The sequence below is a fragment of the Mycoplasma milvi genome, assembly GCF_048284715.1.
Lineage (GTDB): Bacteria > Bacillota_I > Bacilli_A > Mycoplasmatales > Metamycoplasmataceae > Mycoplasmopsis.
This window is the reverse complement of record NZ_JBLWAH010000002.1, coordinates 1-19909: the sequence shown is the minus strand read 5'-3', so window position 1 is coordinate 19909 and position 19909 is coordinate 1. Positions and strand designations below refer to the sequence as shown.

Sequence of the window (19909 nt, the reverse complement as noted above, 5' to 3'; positions counted from 1 at the left end):
AGATTTAGTTCTACATTTTTCTTTTGCTCTTATTACAGGGATTTAAATTTTACTGTTTTGTGAAATACAAGTTCATATTGAAAAATATTTTTATAAAAACTAGATAAGAATTAAGATACTAAATTTTAGTTTTATGTAGTTACATATACTAGGACAAAAAAATACTTGCAAAGTTCATTTACAGCACTGTGCTAGGGATAAAAGTAAATCTTCGTTTTAATAAACTTTTTATTTAAATGTTTTTATTTTTAATAAAAAAATTTAAAATTTAAATAAACAAAGAAGGAGGCGTTTTATGGACACAGAAAAGACAACAAATGAAACCAAAAAAACAAAATATATTGATTTAGTTGAATTCCGTAAACAAGAAATTCAACACGCCATTCTTTCCGCTCAAAAAGAAAATGAAAAGGAAGAATATAAGACATCTCAAAAGGCGTTGCCTTGATATAAGCGAGATTTATTTCTTAATCTTCTAGGTGCAACAGTTGCACTGAGTGTAATGATACTTATTATCTTAATTGCTTACTTAGTTAAGGGGTTATAGTGGTTAAATATTTTGCTGAAGCTGTAAGCAAAAATGAAATTACAGTTTCAAGCCAATCAATTACTGCTTTAATCGTAATTGCTTCAATCGTTTTAGTTGTAGCATTTATCATTTTAGGTCTTTACCTATGACCACACATTTATAGCTTTGTGGCTTCAAAGATTAAAAAGACTAAATATGAAAAATTAGGTAAAAGCAGTCAAATTCGTTTAATCAACCAATTAAGAGAAAGTGTCGAATATTTTTCAAAGAACAAAATAGGTGCATTAATCACTATTGAAAATAATGACAATATTGATAACTTAAGAACTGATGGTGTCGTACTTAATTCAAACATTTCAAGTTCTTTATTAATTGCGATCTTTAATAAGACTAGTCCATTACATGATGGAGCTGTAGTTATTAGAGATAATAAAATTTATTATGCAGCTACTTTTTACAAAATCACACGTAAAAGTGTAGACTCAAAATATGGCTCACGCCATAGAGCAGCAATGGGAATTTCAGAACAATGTGATGCTACTACAGTGGTGGTATCAGAAGAAGATGGAAGTATTAAAATCCTTAAAGGAAGCATAATACAACCAGTTAAACTTGAACAATTCCAAGAACAATTAATCAAGTACTTGAAAGAACAATAATGGAATTTACTCCTGAAGTAAAAGAAACTTTAATTAATGATTTAGTTGAATTAATTAAAGAAAAGAAAATTATTGCAGTTCGTGAATTGTGTGAAGAATACCCATATGCAGACTTTGCTGAAGCAGTTGAAAGCTTAACTGCTGAAGAACAACTATATGTTTTAAGAGTCTTAAAAACAGCAGAAGCAGCTGAAGTATTTTCTTATTTAGAAGATACCACTAAAGTTAACCTTGCTAAATCATTTACTGAAGATTGAGGAATGAAAATTCTTCAAGATCTAGAAAGTGATGAGTTGGTTGACGTTTTAGAAGACTTACCAGTTAACTTTACTAAAAAAATACTAGCTCAAACTCCAGATGAAAAAAGAGCTAAATTAAATAACTTGCTTTCATATGATGATGAACATGTAGGAAGCATTATGTCGGTGGATCTTTCTGTCTTAAATGACACCTGAAGTGCTAAAAAAGCAATCAGAAAGATTAAGAAAGACTATAAGAGCAATATTGAACTTAGCCACAACTTCTATATCACAGATGAAGATGGTTTCTTAGTTGGGGATATTACTTTAGAAGAATTAGTCTTTGCTGATGATGAAAATGAAACACTAGATAATTTATATAACGCAGTTGCTACAGTGCACCCATACGATAACAAAGAAGAAGCAGCTAACATCTTTGCGGATCACGATAGATCAACTCTTCCAGTTGTTTCAGCAGATAATCGTTTAATTGGGATGATTTCTTCTGATGCAGTTATTGATGTTATTCAAGAACAAGCAACTGAAGATATGTATAAGCTTGCTGGTATTAATCCTGAAGCTGCTGAAGAAAGTTATCTAAAAACCAAACTATTACAAATAGTTAAATCACGGGTAGTTTGACTAATTATTCTAATGATTTCAGCTACCTTTTCTCAATACATCATTCAACAATTTTCAAATATCTCAGAAAACTTTATTAAAGGCTTAGGTGTAGCAGTATCAACCGGGATTATAGTTGGACTAATTCCAATTATTTCTGGGTCAGCTGGTAATGCTGGTTCACAATCATCAACTACTATTACCCGGGCTAGTGCCTTAGGGGAAATTGAACATAAAGATATTTGAAAAGTTATCCGTAAGGAAATTTCAGTTGGAGCTGTAATTGGTTCAATTCTATTCCTAGTTAATGTAGCTAGACTTTATATTTATTTCGCAATCCCAAGTTTTAGAGACAATGGTGATGGAACGGAAGCAAGTTGAGGTCCAATTTCCTTCATTATTCTAGCTAGTTCAATTTCACTTTTTGTAGTAGTTATTTTTGCTAAATTTTTAGGAACAGTAATTCCACTTGTAGCAATTAAACATAAAAAAGACCCAGCTGTTATGTCGGCACCAATTTTAGCCACATTAAGTGATGCTATTTCTACTTTAATCTTCTTTGGATTAAACATCGGTGTCTTAGCATTCGCACATTTTATGTGTTGAATATAAGGAGATTAAATGAAAGTAGCAGATGTTGAAAGAGTTAAGTTATTAGCTGAAAATTATTTAAGAGCTAAGGCTGACATGAAAGAATATCTAACACAAATTAAGCAAGAAGTTGCTGATACAGAAGTTACTATATCTGAATCTTTATCAGAAGGTGGAAAAATTTTATACACTGAAGTAACTCCTAAAGCAACCTTTGATTTTAAAGGATATTCAAATTATTTATATACAGCAATGATCCAAGGAATAACTTATTCCGAAGAACAACTTGATGAAATCATGAAGCAATTCGTGGTGAAAAAAGACTCAAAATGAGTGTTAAAAATAACTAAATAGAGGAGAAAAAAATATGGAAATGAATGCCACAATAGGTATTTGGATACTATTTGCTGTCGTAATGGTGTTATTTATTGGTTGAATCCTATACCAATACATCAAAGACAAGCGTTTAAAAAAGAAGGCAGCTGCCCAAATGGTTGAAATTAGCAAAAATGCTGCAGTTTATGCTTATGAATTATCTATCATGATCAATGAATTAGTTGTTCTAAATCGTGCAACACTAGATGAATTTGTTCCAAGTATTGGAAAATACTCAATGGGAGAAATTAATAAAAATACTCGTAATGTTGTTTTATCATTATATAAATCACCTGAATTCCGCGATTATATAAAAGAAATTCCTTCATCAGAATACCATGAGCTTGAACATAACTTAGTAGCTTTAAGAGACTTAAATGCTAATTTATGAGACAAAAAAGGTGTTAAATATATTGAATACTTCGCAGCAGCACCACAAAAGTTTGCTAAAAAAGTAGAAGAATTCAATAAAACAGAAATTGAATCCTTATTTAAGGATGAAAATGATATTAAAGAAAAAATAAGAGGAGTGTACAAGAATGAGTTTGAAAACAATGAACAAGCCAAATAAGCTTACTTTACTTCGTTTGATTTTAGTTATTCCAGCTTTCCTATTAATGATTGCTGGTTACTATACCTTATCAAAGGGATCTGAATTTGGTGGAAATTTAGCTAATTTACATGAAACCGGATTTAAAATTGCTTTCTCATTAATTACTGGATTTATCTTAGCAATTTTTGCAGGAGCAATGATTACAGATTTCTTTGATGGAAAAATTGCTCGTAAACAAAATCTAGTCACTGACTTTGGAATTGTATGAGATCCAATTGCTGACAAAGTAATGACTAATTTAGTGCTAATTTATTTTGGGGTTATTAATGTACTTCCATTTTGAGCAGTGGCTATCTTTATTTTGCGTGACATTATTGTAGATGGTGTCAGAATGTTTCTAGCTAAAATTGGAGTTTCAGTTGCAGCTGGTAAACTTGGAAAAATTAAAACTTTAATTTTATCAATCGGAATTTGCATTACATTATTAATGTTAATTTGATTACCTTACACAAACTTTATTACACAATACCACTTCATGTATGTATTAAACATCCCAATTTACGTTGCTTTAATCTTAAGCGTAGTTTCAGGAATTATTTATGTAACTAAGGGAACAAAACACATGAAACAAAATTCAAAAACCCAAGTGAATAAAAAATAATTAATTATTCAGGAGACATAAGTGCAATATTTATTAACCAATAACTTTATTTGAGAATTCTTTATAGCAGAACTCATAAGTGTTGCGTTTTTAACACTTATGTCTTTTTTATGTACCCACTTTGCTAAAAAATATAAACGTAGAAATTTCACTTATGCCTTCTTTTATGCATTGGCAACTTTATCTTCAGCCTTTATTTCATTTGCTATCTTAAGAATACTAGCCCAAATTTTTGAGCCAAGAGCAATATACTTAAAGATTAATAACAGTATCCCTCCAATAGTTAACCCAATGGTTACACTCTTTTATGTCTTTACCTATGTTTTTAATCCAATTAAGACTCAAATCCATGTTGCTAATATTTGACTAATTATTCTAGGCCACTTTATTGGTGGAATTATTGGAGGATTGCTATGAGCTTGAATTAAGCGCAATAATGCTCACTTAAACAATTCATATAAGAATGTAGCCTTAATTCAAAGCAAGGAATTAAGTTGAGATACAGGCTTTATCTTTGTTTTTACCTTATTAACCTTTATTATTCAATATGTTATTAACAAGAAAAGTAACAACTACATTTTATCTTCTACTTATACTGGACTTTTGACTTATTTAATCTTACTAGTAGCTTCATGAATGTTACGTTTATCTTTCCCAACTAACATTTATGTTTCAACTGGATCTTATATAGTTTCACTAGTGTATGATAGGGATAAAATAAAAGCTAACACAACTTACATCTTGTTTGTTGCATTAGCTTATATAGTCTCAACAGCACTAGTTTCACTAGTCTATGTAGAACTTCCAATTAATCATAATTCTGCTTTATTTATTCATTAACCAGCTCATTTATAAACAATGGCTAGGATAATAATCACAACTAAAGCAATGATTAAAATAATTGAACCTATCGCAAGGAAATAAGCTCACTTATTCTTGCGATATTTTTTTATCTCAAATTCATCTTGTTGATTTTCGATAATAATACTATCAACAAGTTTGGTAAAACGTTTATCATTCAGTGATGTGGTACTATTACATTGCATTTCAGCTTTTAAAGCTGCATGTTTAGATTTTTTAGTTTTCTTACTTTTAGTAGTGGTTTGTTTAGGCATTAGTCTTCTAAATTAAGCTTTGGCATCACTGTGATAGCAAAGGCTTGAGGACCAGTGTGAATTGCAATAACACTCGAGGTAATTTGTTCATGTGCTAGCTTAATATCTAATTCAGCACATTGCTTAAGTACTTCAGCATTGACTTCTAGATCCAACCCATGCATTCAGTTGAATTCATAATTAGCTAAATCTTCACCTTCATGAAAGAAGTATGCTTTTTCAATAGCTTTAGCAATTGCCCCATTCATTGTACGCTTTAAGAATACGGGACTAACTTTTCCATCAGTTGTATATTCTAAGATGGGAAGTAAACTAATTTTAGTCATAATGAATTTTTTTACACCGTGCAATCTTCCACCTTGAATCATGTATTTCATATCGAATGGAACTAAATAAGTAGCAGAAGAATCATTGATTTTTTGTAATAAATCAAAGATTTCTTTCATAGATAATCCATCGTTGTAAAGCTTTAATGCATATTTAGCTGCATTAACTAATTGAATTCCACTTCAGTGATTTTCAAATACATATACATTTTTATAATCATTAGCTACAGTACGCACATGGCTTGAAGTTGAACTTAATCCTGGGTGAATTCCTAGGTAAATAACTTCATCAAATTCTTGGCTTGCCTCTTTTACAATGGTATTAATTATTTCTAATCTTGGGCTAGAAGACTTAAAACTATTGACTTTAGAAAGTTTTTCTAATACAGTAATTTTATCTTCTAGACCATCTTGATAAACAACACCATCTAAATCTACTTGTAATGGAATGAATTTAAATCCAGCTTGTTCAGCTTCTTCTTGATATAGACCACTAAATGAGTCCAAAATAATTCCTAATTTTTTCATGCTTTAATTATATAAGAAAAAGCAAAAATTTATTGCCCTAATTTTTTTAGCTCACTTCGCTAAAACCACTATGGTGTAGGTATATAAATATAATTTGTTTAAAAAGGAGGCACATTTTTACCAATAAAATACTTATAGAAGAAGTGCAATTGAATTTAGCTTCTATTTTTAAATTAGTAAAAATAAATAGGCTTTGATTTAGCAAATAACTGAATTTTAGGTTTAAAACTCCTATAAAATAGAGCTAAAAAAAATAAAAATTCAGCCTGTTGTTAGCTGTGATGTGGTAAAATATTTTTGCTACGTAAGTAGCAAGACAAAACAGAGGATATAAGTCATCTTGGCAACAAGGTGGCTTTTTTCCACATTCCACATTTTGTGGAAATTTCCACAAATCTTGCTGATTTTTAGCTGTTTCCTATCTTTCTATATAGTAATTAATATAATTAAATGTTATAAACTATGGAGGAATATGAAAAAAATTAAATTACTACTTATATCTATGTCAGGAGTTTGTTTAAGTACCTTACCATTAGTGGCTACACAATGCCACAATGATGGAAAAACTACTAAACAAGACGACAAGCAAAAAACGGATCCAATTAATAAAGAAACACCTAACCCAGCAACTCAAAGTGGGACAAAAGATCCACAGCAAGGCACAGAATCAGGAAATACAAATGACAAAGACAAAACAACCAGTGTTACTATCAATAAAGACTTTTTAGTCTTGGACAATGATGCATTAGTAAATAAATATATAAAACATGCACCTACATTGAAAGATGAAGTTTTTGAAAAGAAAACAGCTTGAGTAGCTCAAGTTGAAGACTTAAAAGATATTGAATTTAATCCAAGTGAAACAGAAGCAGTTTCAGTTGTATCTATTAGCATGCCAGATGATAAAGAAAGACTTGGCCACTTTGATGATTGACTCAAACAAGGGAAAATGAAAGTTGATTATCACTTTAAGGTAGCTTCAAAATCAGATGCAAATGTATCTAAAGAATTTACTACATCATATCAATTAGCTGGCTATATTTCAGAAACAAAAGCTAATGAAATTTTTGCAAATTCAATGAATTTGCTTGCTAATGAGAATTATGTAATTGATAAAAGCAAGCTAGAAATTGACATTGATAGCTCAAGAGAAGAATTCAAAAACACCAATAACTCTTATAAATTTATTTATGGAGCCTACTATCCAAAATCTGTAAATAAAGCTATCAGTATTAAAAATGAAGGAATACTAGCAAAAGCTTCATATGAATACAATAAGCTAGCTGTAAACCCTGCAAAGAATGAATTAAGAATTGAACCATTCTTATATTTAGATGATAAGTCTATTAATACATTCTTTGCATATCGCAATGGTAAACAATATATTGAAGACGATCAAAATACTTCAATAGTATTTAATAACTTACCATCTCGTGCTTTATCAGCACTTGCTATCGCAACTAATTACAATTTAAATCAAGCAATTGGTTTTTCTAAAGCTAAGCTTGAAGAATTAGTCGGAAAGAAACTTAATGAAATTGATCCTAAAGATGTAACTATTGAGATGCTAACTCAAGCTTTAGATATTAATCACACAAGCGTACAAAGTAGACTTAATAATCCATATGATAAGTTTGATATAACATCTGATTTTGTAACTAAGTCTAACTTACACATTAGTGAACTAAAGGTAAATGAAAAAGAAGGAAGCCTATATGTAACATTTGAATTTAATACCATTCCAATAAATGATCCAAATGGCACAATATATTTAGGAAAAGGTATTGAACAAAGTCAAGATCCAAATCAATTCAAGACAGGAACTTTTGTGGTTAAAAAAGCTGGATTTAAAGCTCCTAAAGCTGTAGAAGAATCAGTTTATGAAGAAAAAGCTATTTTTGATTTAAACCCTGCAATGAATTTTGATGCCATTCTTACTTTGTGAAATGCTAAGAAAGATAAATTTTTAAGTAAGGGTGGTGCACTCCAAAAATATGAAACTAAAAAAGAAGGACCATTTTTAGGAATTACTGCTAATTCTCAAAACAAAAGTAATAAAGTGCTTACTCTAAAGGCAGACAGTGGTTTAAGTATGGAAAATGTTTTAACTACTAATCCAAAAGGGAAAAATAAATTCTTAGATGCTAGTTTAGATGAAACAAACAAGCAACTTATTATTAAATATATGCTGAGTGGCCAACCAGACAAATATTACAAGCAAACTATAGCATTAGGCTAGAATGGAAAAATACCCTAATTTACAAAAAAGGCTATTGTTCTAGGCTATTTAGCCAAAAAACATTTATAATTAAAATATGAATGAAATCAATTTAAAAAGAAAAGAAGCGAGATTACAACAGTTAATTGCTGATATTGTAGCTAACGATATCACTAATACTAATGTAATTGATCCAGTAGTCATGGATGTATCGCTTTCTAATGACTTATCACATGTAAAAGTTTTTGTTTCATTTTTAAGTAATGAGCAAAAAGGGCTTGAAGCATTAAATAACGCTTCAGGGTATGTAAGAAAGGTACTTTCCCAATCACTTGACTGAAGAAAAGTGCCAAGTGTACACTTTTACTTAGATGAAGTATCTAAAAATGGACAAAAAATCGAACAGATACTTGCATCAATCAAAAATGAAAAATAAAACTTATTAAAAGTTGAAAGGACAATTAAATGTCAAAAGTCGGAAAATTTTTATTAGTTGTAGTTGGAGGGCTTGCAATTGGTTCAGCTGCTGTTGCTATTCCTTCAGTAATTTATAAAAACCAAAGAGATTATCAAGATCAAGAAACTAAATTACAACAAGCTAAAGCTAATATCAAAGTATCTTTATTAGATACAATCAACAAGAGTGAAGTATATGCTTCATCAATAAAAGCATCAGATGTGTTATTTGTAGGATACAATAAATCATTATTTACTGTAACAATTGAAACAACTAATGCAACTGATGCGAAAGCAAAACCAGTTGCTAAACTTGTTGCAAATGATACAGAAGGAACATTAACATTCAAATATATAATTCAATCAAAAAGCTTTAAAGACTTAAAAGTTACTTTAGATGCTAAATTTGATGGATTTAAAGTTAAATATGTTGCTCCAACAGTATCACCAGCAAACGAAGAAGCTGCTAAAAATTCTGTTAAAGAAAGCATTGCTAGTGCATATAAACAAATTACAAGTAATAAAACATACAATTTAAGTGCAGACCAAGTAGCTAAAATTGATGCCTATTCTACAGAAGTACAAAATGGTTTAGGAACTGAAGTTACAGCTGTTCTTAAAGCAGTTGAGGGAGTATTACCTGAAGCTCAATACACAACTGTAACTACACTATATACACAAGTTGCTTCTAAATTAAATGATGTACTAGTTAATATGCTTAAAAATGCTATCGAAACAAAAACAAAAACAACTGGTATCCAACAAATTAAAGCATACTTATCACCTGCAAAAATGGGTGAAATTAAAAACAATGTTGCTGATGTTTTAAGTACAAATGCTGAAACAATTGCTAATGTTGGAAAATCAATCTTTGAATCATTAAAGATGGAAGAAAGCACAAAAAACATTGCTACATTAGATACATTTGTAACTGAAATGACAGCATTCTTCCAAACACAAGTAGCAGAAATTGCTAAAAAAGTTAAAGACTTATCATTTGCAGAAGGAACATCTCAAACAGCTGCTCTTGCTCAAATGAAAAACTTATTGCCAGAACTTAAAACAGCTGCAGCCCAAAAAGCTCATGCTTTATTAACAAATGAAAATGAATATATGGCTGTAAGAGCAATTCTTAAATCAAAATATGAAGCATTAGAAGCTTCAGTTAAGAGCAATTTAGAATTATTAATTAATGAAACTAAGAAATTGGCAGAATTAATTGATAACTTAAAATTAGCTTCTGAAACACCTCAACCTGGAAACACGGATACTCCGAGGAATTAACCCGGGTTCAGATACTCCATCAGCTGATGCAGCAAAAGCAGCATTAAAAACTGAATTAGATAAAGCAGTCTTAGCTTTAGATGAGTTCAGCAATAAATATAAAGCTCATGCAAATGCATCAGCATTTGAAGTAAAACCCCAAATTACAGGGATTGATACAAATAAATATGATGTAAAAGTAACTAAAATGGAAGCAAATAATGCTGAAGGAAAAATTACTTTTACAGTGGAACTAGCTGATAAGACAAAACCAGAGAACAAAGTTACAAAAGACATTGTTATAGCTGATTTTGCTAAAGTTGAACAAAGTGCGATTGATCAACTAGATCAAGCAGAACCAAAATTTGTAGCAATTACAGATGAAAAAGAAATAGATGCACTATTTAAATATTTAGAAAACAACAAAGTTATTAAATACTACTTTAAAGATGGAATCTTAAACTACAAGAGTGGTAGTGGCAAAAATGCCTTTAAAGAAATAACATCTAAAACAGATAGAGTCTTTAGTTCAGAATCAAAATTAGGTTTATCTGCTGCTGACGAATTCTTATTTACAAAAACTGCTAATAATGGGACAGTAACAAATCCATCTGCAGAAATTAAAGTTGAAGTTGATGCTGATAATAAAACAATTAGCTTTAAATTTAGAGTTAATAAGAATTTAGGCAAGGGTGTTTTTGCATTTTCTAAGGTAAAAACAGCTCAAATTAAATTTGAATCAGTTAAACCAGAACCACAACCTGATCCAACACCAGTTACTCCAGTTGCTAAAAGTGCTGAAGAAGTAGCAAGTACCATTTTAGCACCAGTTGCAGCAAGTTATAATGAAGTTGTTAATAGAGAAGCAAATGCTTTATCTGAAGAACAAAAACAATTAATTTCTCAATATGCAACTACTGTAGCTCAAGGATTAGAAAAGGAAAGCTTAGGAGTACTTAAGGCTGTAGAAGGCGTGCTACCAGCAAGCGAAAACGAAAAGATAGCAAATATCTACAATCAAGTAGCTTTAGTTCTAAATAAAGTATTAGTAGATGCACTACAAAATGCAATAAATCTAAAATCTGAAACCGGGATAAACACAATTAAAGACTTCATTAATGCAGACAAAATGAATGCAATTATTGAAGATATTGCTAATGTTCTTACTGCTAAAGCAGATGACTTTGGTCAAGTTGCAAAAGCAGTATTTGACACATTAAAAACAAATGACAGCACTAAAGATGTAGCTAATTTAGAAACATTGAGTGCTGGAATGAGTGATTTCTTTAAAAATCAAATCACAGCTATTGCTCAAAAAGCAAAAGCACTTAAAATCAAATCAGGTGAATCTCCAGTAAATGCGCTTGCAACTATTCAAGGATTTCTACCTGAAATGAAGGCAGCAGCAGCTCAAAAAGCGCATGAACTTTTACCTAATGATACTGATTATGATGCTGTTAAAGCTGTATTAAAAGCCAAATATGAAGCATTAGAAGCTTCAGTTCAATCAAACTTAGAATTATTAGTTAAAGAAACAATGAATCTTGCAACTTTAGTTGATAATTTAAAATTAAAGAAAGACGAAATCAAAAAAGCTGCTGAATTAGATCAAAATGAAATTGAAGCTCTTATGGGGGAAGCAGTTCCAACCCTAGTAGAGACTGCAAGCAAGAAAACAGCTTTTAGTGCAACAGATGAAGACTTTGTTGCTCCTAAATTTGCTGAAAATAAAGATTACACCATTGAAGCACTGGATCCAGTCTTTTATGCAGATGCCTTAAGCAAAAACTCTGCATTAAGTCCTGAAGCTAAAGAAGCTTTAAAAACTAAGATGCTAAATGGAATTAATGAAATTACATATACAATTAAAGTGACATCTAAGAAAGATGCAAGTGACACCAAGACTATTGAAAAAACCTATGATGTAGCTGGATTTATTTCAAAAGCTAGTGCTAATGAAATCTTTAAAACTTTAGAAATCAAACCAGTAGCTAATATTGATAAAAATCAAATTAAAATCCAACCTGATACCACAAAAGGAATGACTAAGGCTTACAAATTCTTAAATGGTAAATATGAAGAAAAGAGTCTAAAGAAATTAGTTCTTGTAGAAGTTGTTTCACCTGAAGGAAGCGTTGAAATTAAAGTTGATAATAACATTATTTCAAGTGATCCTAAAACACAAAGTGCTGTTTTAGAACCTGTAATCTATTTAGATAGATATTCAAGAGATTACATTTTTGCCTATAAAGATAAAAGTGATGTTTCATCTGAAGCAAGTAAAGTTACAGTAAATGAATTACCAACTACAGTACTTTCAGCCAAAACTATTTCAAACTTCTATGGAAATGGTGCTAATAAACCATATACTGTAGATGTAGAAAAAACTGTTGAAAAATTAGGAAAAGCATTAGACCAAGTGCTTCCATCCGAAATTAGTGCAGAACAAATTGTTTTAGCTACAAAAGAAGTTACATTAGTTGGATCAAGTGAAGCAGATAAATTTGTTATAACAGCAGATATGCTTGCAAAAATGAATGGAAGAGTGACAAAAGTTGAAGCTTTTGATAGCGAAGGTAAGTTATTAGTAACAGTAACATTTGATACAGTTACTAAACCAAATGCTCTTTATATGTTAACTTCTCCAATTGCACAAACAACTGATGAAAATGCTGCTAAAGCCCAAGTTGGTACATTTGTTATTGCGCTAGAAGGCTTAAAACAAAATGCACCTCAACCAGAGCCACAACCAGTTACTCCTTCTCCAGAAGTTAGTGTAACTGAAGGTACAGCATTCATAATTGGAAAAGATGCGACATTCGAAAATATAAAAGAAAAAATGGCAAAAAATCCAAAAAATATTTTTCAATATTATAAAAAACCAAATGCATACGGGATTGCAAGTGGTGGAAATACCAAAAATGAAATACTAATATTTGCTGACAGCATGTCAAAAGATAATATTAGTTTTGACAAAATTTCAAAAGGAAAAGGAAAAAATAAAACTTACTATCTAGATGGTGAATTCGATGCTGAAAAGAAAACTTTAACAGTTAAATATCAACAAAAAATTAATAATAAGTTTGTAGATGTTACTCAAACATTTGTATTAGAATAACAAATTAGGAATATAGCATTTAATCATGCTATATTTTCTTTATTTGATAAATTATTTATAAAATGCCTATGCCATAGTTGTTTAAAAAAATAATCAAGGTAAATGAAAAATAATATCTCTTGTATAATATACAAGAGTATATAGCAATACTCCTTGGCTAATATAGCCCAGAAATGACCATAAGGAGAAAAAATGAACAAATACGAAATTATGTCAATCGTAAATCCTAAAGCTGATGTTAAAGTTTTAAACGATTTATTAACAGAAGTTTTTGGAAAAGGTGTTTCTAAAGTTGAAAAACTTGAAAAGAACGAACTTGCTTACGAAATTAACAAATCAAAACACGCTCAATACGTTTTAGCTTTAGTTGAAGCTGAAGGAAATGCAATTGCTGAATTTACACGTCGTTCAAATATCGTTAAAGATATCTGAAGAGTACTAGTTATTAACCTTGATACAGAAAAAGGATTTAATAAAAAAGCTGATGATAAAGCAAAAGCACGTGGAAGAAAAAGAGTTACAAAAGACGCAAACAATGCTCAAGAAAAAGTTGCAAAACCACGTCAACCTAGAGTTCGTAAAGAAAACTCAGAAAAATAGTTTTACATTTTAAAGGAGTAGCATGTATAACAAAATTACACTTGTTGGTCGTATAACCAGTACACCTGAATTATCACATACCTCAAATAACATTGCATATGTTAGATTAACACTTGCAGTAAATAGACCAAGTTTTGGAAGTAACAATGAAATCACTGATTTTATTCCGCTAGTAGCTTGAAGACAATCAGCTGAATTCATTGCCAATAACTTGCCTAAAGGTGCCTTAATCTTAGTTGAAGGTTCATTACATTCATCAACATACAATAGTAATCAAACTAACCAATTAGTTAGATCACTAGATGTTACCGTAGATCGTGTAGTGCCACTTGAATCTAAAGCTGTGCGCGACATGAGAAATAACGCTGCACCAGTGGTAAATAATAGCTTTACACCAACATTTAACAATGCACCAGCAAATAATAATCAACGTACATATACCAGAAATGAAAACATTGATTATTCATCTGTTGAAAAAAAACAAACTCCAAATGTAACTACTGAAATTAATAATAACGAAGCTAAATCAAATGAAGTTGAACAAGACATTTCTGCCTTATTTGACTTTGGAAATGATTTAGATTAATAAAGGAGACAATTATGGCTTTCATTAAACGTAACAAAAAAGCTTTCGGAAGAAGAAAATCATGCGAATTTTGTGATAACCACATGGAATATGTAGATTACAAAAATGTTGAATTATTAAACAAATTTGTAACAGCTACAGGACAAATCAAAGCTAAATCATCAACAGGTACATGTGCTAAACACCAAAGAAAAGTAGCAAATGCAGTTAAAAGAGCTAGATTTATTGCTTTAATGCCTTACCACGTAGTTCGTCCACGTGTAGCAAAAAGCAACTAATATATACTTAATGTATTAAATTGATCACAACTAATCATATGGTTGTGATTTTTTATTATTTTTGATACAAAATAATTGTTTAGTATTATGGTGTAGTCTTGCTCACCCTTTGTTTTTTTTTTTTTTTTTTGAAATAATTAAAATGAATGAATAAACAAACTAAACAAAGGAGCATCCGATATGCATAAAAAAGTAAAAACAAAACTGATTAGTGCATCAATACTTGGGGTCTCATTAACTGGAGTTTCAAGCTTAGCAGTAGCTTGTTCTAATCCAGTACAAGAAGCCAAAGATAATGCGCTAAATGAACTAAAAGTAGACAAAATTTATGATTTTGTAACACCAGAAGCTAAAGAAGAAACTACTAAATTAATAGCAGGAGCTGCAAGTGTTACAAAAGTAGACCAATATTTAAGCGAACTTAAAGCAAAAGCAACAAGTTTACAAGCAAAAGCAAGTGAATTAACTGCATTTGTAAAAGAAAATACCTTTAAGGTATTTAATCAACAATTAGATAGCAGCATTGATTTAAATATTAATTCATTAGCTAAATATCAAGCAGCTGTAAATGGCTTATTAGTTTGATATAAAAACATTATTAAACAAGATCTCTTGTCAAATAAATATTTATCAAGTGAAATTAAAGAAAAATTACAAACTAATAGTGATAAAACAATTGATATTAAGCCATTATTTGATATCTATAATCAATATAAGGAAGAAAGCACAAATGCTTTTAATAAATTATTAGCAGATAAGCAAGCAAGTTATATTGTTGAACTCAATAAGTTACAAAAGAGATTATCTAAACAACAATATGATGACTTTATAACCCAAATTAAGTCTCAAAATAAACTTGAATCAGAACCTTATAATGCTATTTTACAAGCTGCTAAAGAAGCAAACTTTAATAATTTAAGAAATGAAATTATTGAGTTTATTAAAAATAATCAAGCACGGGAATTTACAGCTGCTTTACGTGATTCTTTAGATAACAAAGTTAAAGCAATTGTTCAATATTCTGCAGAAAACTTAGCTACATTGGAAAAACTTCAACAAGAAGCACAAGCTAGTGTAGCAAATCAACTATTTGAAATTTATAGTAATGAAATTAATGAACATTTCACAAGTTATAGTAATGAAATGAAACAAAGACTTCTAACTCAATTAGAACAAATGAAAGATAATTACAATGAAATTGAAGAATTTCAAAATGTAATGCAAGAAGCTAGAAATATCAATAGCTTATATGTAATCTTAAATACAAAAGAAAAATTCCCTTGTCTTAGTGAACAAGATATTGTTGAGTTTAAGAGTGAAATACTAAAAAGATCACTTGTAACTGAAGAACAATTACAACAAATCCTTGATCTGATTCAAGCAAAAGATTTTGCTCGTTACCAAGAATGGGCTAAAAAGCAAGTCTCAAACTCATTTGAATATATTTCCGCTAACAATATCACTAAATACATTGGAGAAATAAACCAAGCAAGCAACAGCGCTTTCGTTAAAGAAGTACTACAAACAGCTTCAAAAGATAACTTAGCTCAAGCAAAAGGAAGCTTGGAAACCTTAATCAATGGATATGATGCTAAAATTAATATTTTAAAAACTAAAGCTCTTGATATGCTAGCTAATATTGCGATTGAACCTACTTTAGAAGCATTTAACAAGTTTAGCAAGAATCAAATTCATTTACTTAGTGAAGCAAACATTTTTATAACAAGTAAATTACCAAACTTAGTCTTCTTTGATCAACCTACTGTGTTAAATTTAATTAACGCAATTAATGGTATTGATCTTAGTTTAGATTATGCTCAAACCCATGCTAAATTTGAAGAAATACTAACAAGCTACCGTACAAAATACTTGCAAGCAGCTAAAGAACAATTAAATAATTACCTTATTTTAAATGATAGTAAAGTTACTCCACAAGCTAAAGAACAATTACAACAAAAAATTAATCAAGAGCTTGAAATTAAAGACTTTATTGATGTATTAACTTACTATCAAACAGTTAAAAATGATATTAGTCGAGCAATTTATGATAAATATCTTGATGAGTTAACAAGTGGTTTTGATGCACTTGAAGACAATGAAAAAGCTCAATATAAAGAACATTTATTGCAATTGCTAAATGAAAATAAAATTGATGAATTTGCCACATATTTATTAACTACAGTTCAACCACAAAATCAAATTAATGAAGCAACTACAAACAATCTTAAAATGCAATATAAAGCTGAAATTGAAGCTTATGACTACTTAAAAGTAGTAAACCCAGCTAAAATTACTGAATATGTTGCAAAAATTGAAGATCCAAAACTAATCAAACCTTCAATGGTGCAACAAGCAATGCAAGCAGTTGAAACCAGCTACTTTAATAACTATGCACCATTTGCTAAAGGCAATGTAACTATTGAAATGAATCAAGCTACATTTACTATTAGTAATGGGATTTTAATTAGAGTGGATAATTTACAGCCAGGTGACTATGTGTTGCCACAAGTATGAAAAGTAGAAGCTGATGCTTTTGATAATACTTATAAGTCAGCTAGTTCAAATTATTCATTTGCTTTTCCTAATTTAAGGGAAGTAAATGGAACTCCATTTAAATTTAATGGACTTAAGAGCATTAATTTAGGACACATTGACATAATTCCAGCTAATGCCTTTAAAGATGTAACTTCATTAAGTACCATTATTGCTCCAGAAGTTACTCAAGTGTACAATAATGCATTTGATAATACTAGAATTGTGACTTTAGTAGCTCCAAAATTAAAAACTATTGGATCTAAAGCATTTGCTAATAACCCAAATTTATCTAGTGTGCAATTTAATTCAGTTACATCATTACCAAATGACGTATTTGCAAATGATACTGGCCTTAGAAGTGCTTCATTTGCTAGTTTAAGAACCATTTCAGCTGGTGAAAGTAACACAAGTTTATTTGATAACAATATTGCTTTAACTAACTTAACACTTCCTGTGCTCGAAAATATTCCTGATGGATTATTTGCTAATAATAAAGTACTAAGAACTTTAGTGTTGCCTGAAGTTAAGACTATTGGTGAAAACGCTTTTAAAAATTCTAGCATTTCTAATTTAACACTAAGTAAAGCTACTGCTGTTGGAGCTCATGCCTTTGAAAACTCAGCATTAGCAGTAATTTCAGCTCCTGAATTAGCTTTAGTAGGTGATAAAGCTTTCTATAACACTCAACTGGTATCACTTAACTTACCTAAAGTAACTACAGCAGGTAAATATGCTTTTGCTGGAAACAACTTACTTAAATCTATAACACTACAAGCTTTAGAAACCATTCCAGTTGGAGCCTTTGCTCGTAACAAAGTAATCAATGATATTACATTAAATAGCGCTAAAACAATGGATAATGTTGACAGCAATGAACTAAGTGCATTCCAAGAATTAAATACTTTAAATAGTCTTAATGTTCCTAGCTTAAAAAATATTTCAGCTAAAGCATTCTACAATTCACAATCTAATTTAACAATTAGTGCTGCAAGCTTAGAAAATATTGGAGAAAGAGCCTTCCAAGAAGCTAAAATTAAAGCACTTATTGCTCCTAAATTAAAAACTATTGGTAATTATGCTTTTAAAAATTCAACACTTACATCACTAGACTTTAGTAACGTAGAGACAATTGGCTCAGGAGCCTTTCTTAACTCACTACTAACAGAAGTTGTAGCAAACAAAGTTACTTCTATTGGAGAATATGCATTCGCAGGATCTAAGAATTTAGTTAATGTAGAGATGAATGAAGTTAAAGCATTGGAATCAGGTGCTTTTGCCAAGAACCCACTACTTAAATCTATTTCATTTAATAACTTACTTAGAATTAATGATTGAAAAGTTAATGAAGAATATGGAAAAACATCTGTTGGTGCATTTGATACAAACAAGGCATTAACTACAGTATCTTTACCTAAGGTTCAATATATAGGGGTTGGGGCATTTGATGCATGTGAAAACTTAACAAATGTAGATATTCCAGAAGCTTTAGATATTAGAGAAAAAGCCTTTAGACACAATAATATTATTAATCTAGTAGCAAATAAGGTTACACGAATAGATCCAGATTCATTTACGAAAAATGATAATATACAAACAATTGAAATGAAAGCTTTAGTCAAATTACCTGCTGAAGCATTTAGAGGAATGAAAAAGATTACATCAGCTAAATTCGAAGCGCTAGAAACCATTACTTATGGTAGCAATGAGGTTGGTGCCTTTAGTGCTGCTAGTGATTTAGCAACATTTGAAGCTCCAAAACTAAAATCATTAGGTTCATATGCGTTCTATAAAAACAAAAATATTACAGAATATAATTTCCCTGTGTTAGAAACTATTGGCGATTATGCATTGGCTAATACAGCAATTAAAAATCTTCCATCAACTAAATTAATTACATTAGGAAACTATGCATTAGCAAATACATCAATAAAAGAAATTAACCTAGAAAACACTGAGACAATAAAATCTGGTGCATTAAGCAACACAAAGATTAGTGAGCTAAATGCGCCTAAATTGCATGAAATTTCAGATGATGCATTAAAAAATGTCGCTTTAATAAAAGCTAATGTTGGTGTTGAAAAAATAGATACAAAATATCTATTTGCAGATTCAAAAAACACACTTAAAGAATTTACTGCTGATAACATAAGAATTATAGATACAAGAAGCATTGATGGTGTTTTTCAAAACTTTAGTAAATTAACTAAAGTGCTCGCTCCAAAACTTGAAAGGATTGGTGATTTTACATTTGCAAATACTCAACTAAATGAATTTGAAGGTTCAAATGTTAAATATATTGGAAGGTCAAGTTTTTATGGTTCAAAAATTAAAGACTTTAATTTTGAAAATGTAAATTCTATTAGTGATTATGCATTTAATTCTACATTATTAAAAGGAAAAATTACTGCTAATAATATAACCTCTTTAGGAGAAAAGCCTTTTGCCAACACTAAAATTACTGAAGTAGAAATGAACTCACTAGAATCATTGAATCCAAAGGCGTTTAAAGACTTAGAAACGCTTAAAAAAGCCACATTTAATAGATTAACAACAATAGAAGATGGTTATTTTGAAACTTATCTTGGTACATGAGGCGCATTCTGTAATTCAGGCATTCAAGAATTTAATGCACCTGAATTAACAACTATAGGAAAATAT

Annotated in this window: 17 protein-coding genes; 15 read left to right on the top strand and 2 right to left on the bottom strand. The window is 30.1% G+C overall.

Annotation, left to right across the window (positions count from 1 at the left end):
• The first annotated feature begins 295 nt into the window (after positions 1 to 295).
• From ACNQ13_RS00885 to ACNQ13_RS00855, 7 genes are read left to right on the top strand one after another with little or no spacing between them, the layout of a single operon-like run.
• Complete coding sequence (locus tag ACNQ13_RS00885; protein WP_416742007.1) at positions 296 to 547, top strand: hypothetical protein; 252 nt, start codon at positions 296 to 298, stop codon at positions 545 to 547.
• Complete coding sequence (locus ACNQ13_RS00880; protein WP_416742008.1) at positions 547 to 1188, top strand: diadenylate cyclase; 642 nt, start codon at positions 547 to 549, stop codon at positions 1186 to 1188. The genes ACNQ13_RS00885 and ACNQ13_RS00880 overlap by 1 nt, the downstream gene beginning before the upstream one ends.
• On the top strand, positions 1188 to 2660 hold the full coding sequence (gene mgtE, locus ACNQ13_RS00875; RefSeq protein WP_416742009.1) for a magnesium transporter: 1473 nt from the start codon (positions 1188 to 1190) through the stop codon (positions 2658 to 2660). Before ACNQ13_RS00880 ends, mgtE begins: the two co-directional genes overlap by 1 nt.
• Before the next feature lie 9 nt (positions 2661 to 2669).
• Positions 2670 to 2993 carry a hypothetical protein gene (locus ACNQ13_RS00870; RefSeq protein ID WP_416742010.1) on the top strand — a complete coding sequence of 108 codons (324 nt, stop codon included), beginning with the start codon at positions 2670 to 2672 and terminating at the stop codon, positions 2991 to 2993.
• A 13-nt stretch (positions 2994 to 3006) separates the two neighbouring features.
• Positions 3007 to 3585: an MHJ_0274 family protein gene (locus tag ACNQ13_RS00865; protein ID WP_418035442.1), complete on the top strand. Its 579-nt coding sequence runs from the start codon at positions 3007 to 3009 to the stop codon at positions 3583 to 3585.
• Positions 3554 to 4228: a CDP-diacylglycerol--glycerol-3-phosphate 3-phosphatidyltransferase gene (pgsA, locus tag ACNQ13_RS00860; RefSeq protein ID WP_418018948.1), complete on the top strand. Its 675-nt coding sequence runs from the start codon at positions 3554 to 3556 to the stop codon at positions 4226 to 4228. The genes ACNQ13_RS00865 and pgsA overlap by 32 nt, the downstream gene beginning before the upstream one ends.
• A 21-nt stretch (positions 4229 to 4249) precedes the next feature.
• On the top strand, positions 4250 to 5068 hold the full coding sequence (locus ACNQ13_RS00855; RefSeq protein ID WP_418034279.1) for a hypothetical protein: 819 nt from the start codon (positions 4250 to 4252) through the stop codon (positions 5066 to 5068).
• Here the strand turns inward: ACNQ13_RS00855 and ACNQ13_RS00850 are convergent.
• Together ACNQ13_RS00850 and ACNQ13_RS00845 are read right to left on the bottom strand one after the other, a co-directional pair.
• The gene (locus ACNQ13_RS00850) at positions 5065 to 5343 is read right to left on the bottom strand and encodes a hypothetical protein (RefSeq protein WP_416742014.1); all 279 of its coding nucleotides are present in this window, start codon (positions 5341 to 5343) and stop codon (positions 5065 to 5067) included. The two genes, ACNQ13_RS00855 and ACNQ13_RS00850, sit on opposite strands and share 4 nt — an antisense overlap.
• The gene (locus ACNQ13_RS00845; RefSeq protein ID WP_418027654.1) at positions 5343 to 6197 is read right to left on the bottom strand and encodes a DegV family protein; all 855 of its coding nucleotides are present in this window, start codon (positions 6195 to 6197) and stop codon (positions 5343 to 5345) included. The genes ACNQ13_RS00850 and ACNQ13_RS00845 overlap by 1 nt, the downstream gene beginning before the upstream one ends.
• Before the next feature lie 472 nt (positions 6198 to 6669).
• Between ACNQ13_RS00845 and ACNQ13_RS00840 the strand changes: the two genes are divergently transcribed.
• The 8 genes from ACNQ13_RS00840 to ACNQ13_RS00805 all read left to right on the top strand — a co-directional run.
• Positions 6670 to 8436 (top strand): hypothetical protein, encoded by a 1767-nt coding sequence (locus ACNQ13_RS00840; protein WP_418035441.1) that lies wholly within the window; start codon positions 6670 to 6672, stop codon positions 8434 to 8436.
• Positions 8437 to 8512: 76 nt separating this feature from the next.
• Positions 8513 to 8851 (top strand): 30S ribosome-binding factor RbfA, encoded by a 339-nt coding sequence (gene rbfA, locus ACNQ13_RS00835; protein ID WP_416742017.1) that lies wholly within the window; start codon positions 8513 to 8515, stop codon positions 8849 to 8851.
• A 29-nt stretch (positions 8852 to 8880) separates the two neighbouring features.
• Positions 8881 to 10155 (top strand): lipoprotein 17-related variable surface protein, encoded by a 1275-nt coding sequence (locus ACNQ13_RS00830; RefSeq protein WP_418035440.1) that lies wholly within the window; start codon positions 8881 to 8883, stop codon positions 10153 to 10155.
• Positions 10156 to 10342: 187 nt separating this feature from the next.
• Positions 10343 to 13252, top strand: coding sequence for a hypothetical protein (locus tag ACNQ13_RS00825; RefSeq protein ID WP_418035439.1), 2910 nt, complete (start codon positions 10343 to 10345; stop codon positions 13250 to 13252).
• Between the two features lie 192 nt (positions 13253 to 13444).
• The gene (gene rpsF, locus ACNQ13_RS00820) at positions 13445 to 13852 is read left to right on the top strand and encodes a 30S ribosomal protein S6 (protein ID WP_416742021.1); all 408 of its coding nucleotides are present in this window, start codon (positions 13445 to 13447) and stop codon (positions 13850 to 13852) included.
• Between the two features lie 22 nt (positions 13853 to 13874).
• Complete coding sequence (locus tag ACNQ13_RS00815; protein WP_418018946.1) at positions 13875 to 14438, top strand: single-stranded DNA-binding protein; 564 nt, start codon at positions 13875 to 13877, stop codon at positions 14436 to 14438.
• A gap of 14 nt (positions 14439 to 14452) precedes the next feature.
• Positions 14453 to 14716, top strand: a complete 264-nt coding sequence (rpsR, locus tag ACNQ13_RS00810; RefSeq protein WP_416742023.1) for a 30S ribosomal protein S18 — start codon at positions 14453 to 14455, stop codon at positions 14714 to 14716.
• Between the two features lie 180 nt (positions 14717 to 14896).
• Positions 14897 to 19909, top strand: a 5013-nt coding sequence (locus ACNQ13_RS00805; protein ID WP_418035437.1) for a leucine-rich repeat protein, incomplete at its 3' end; no start/stop codon positions are given.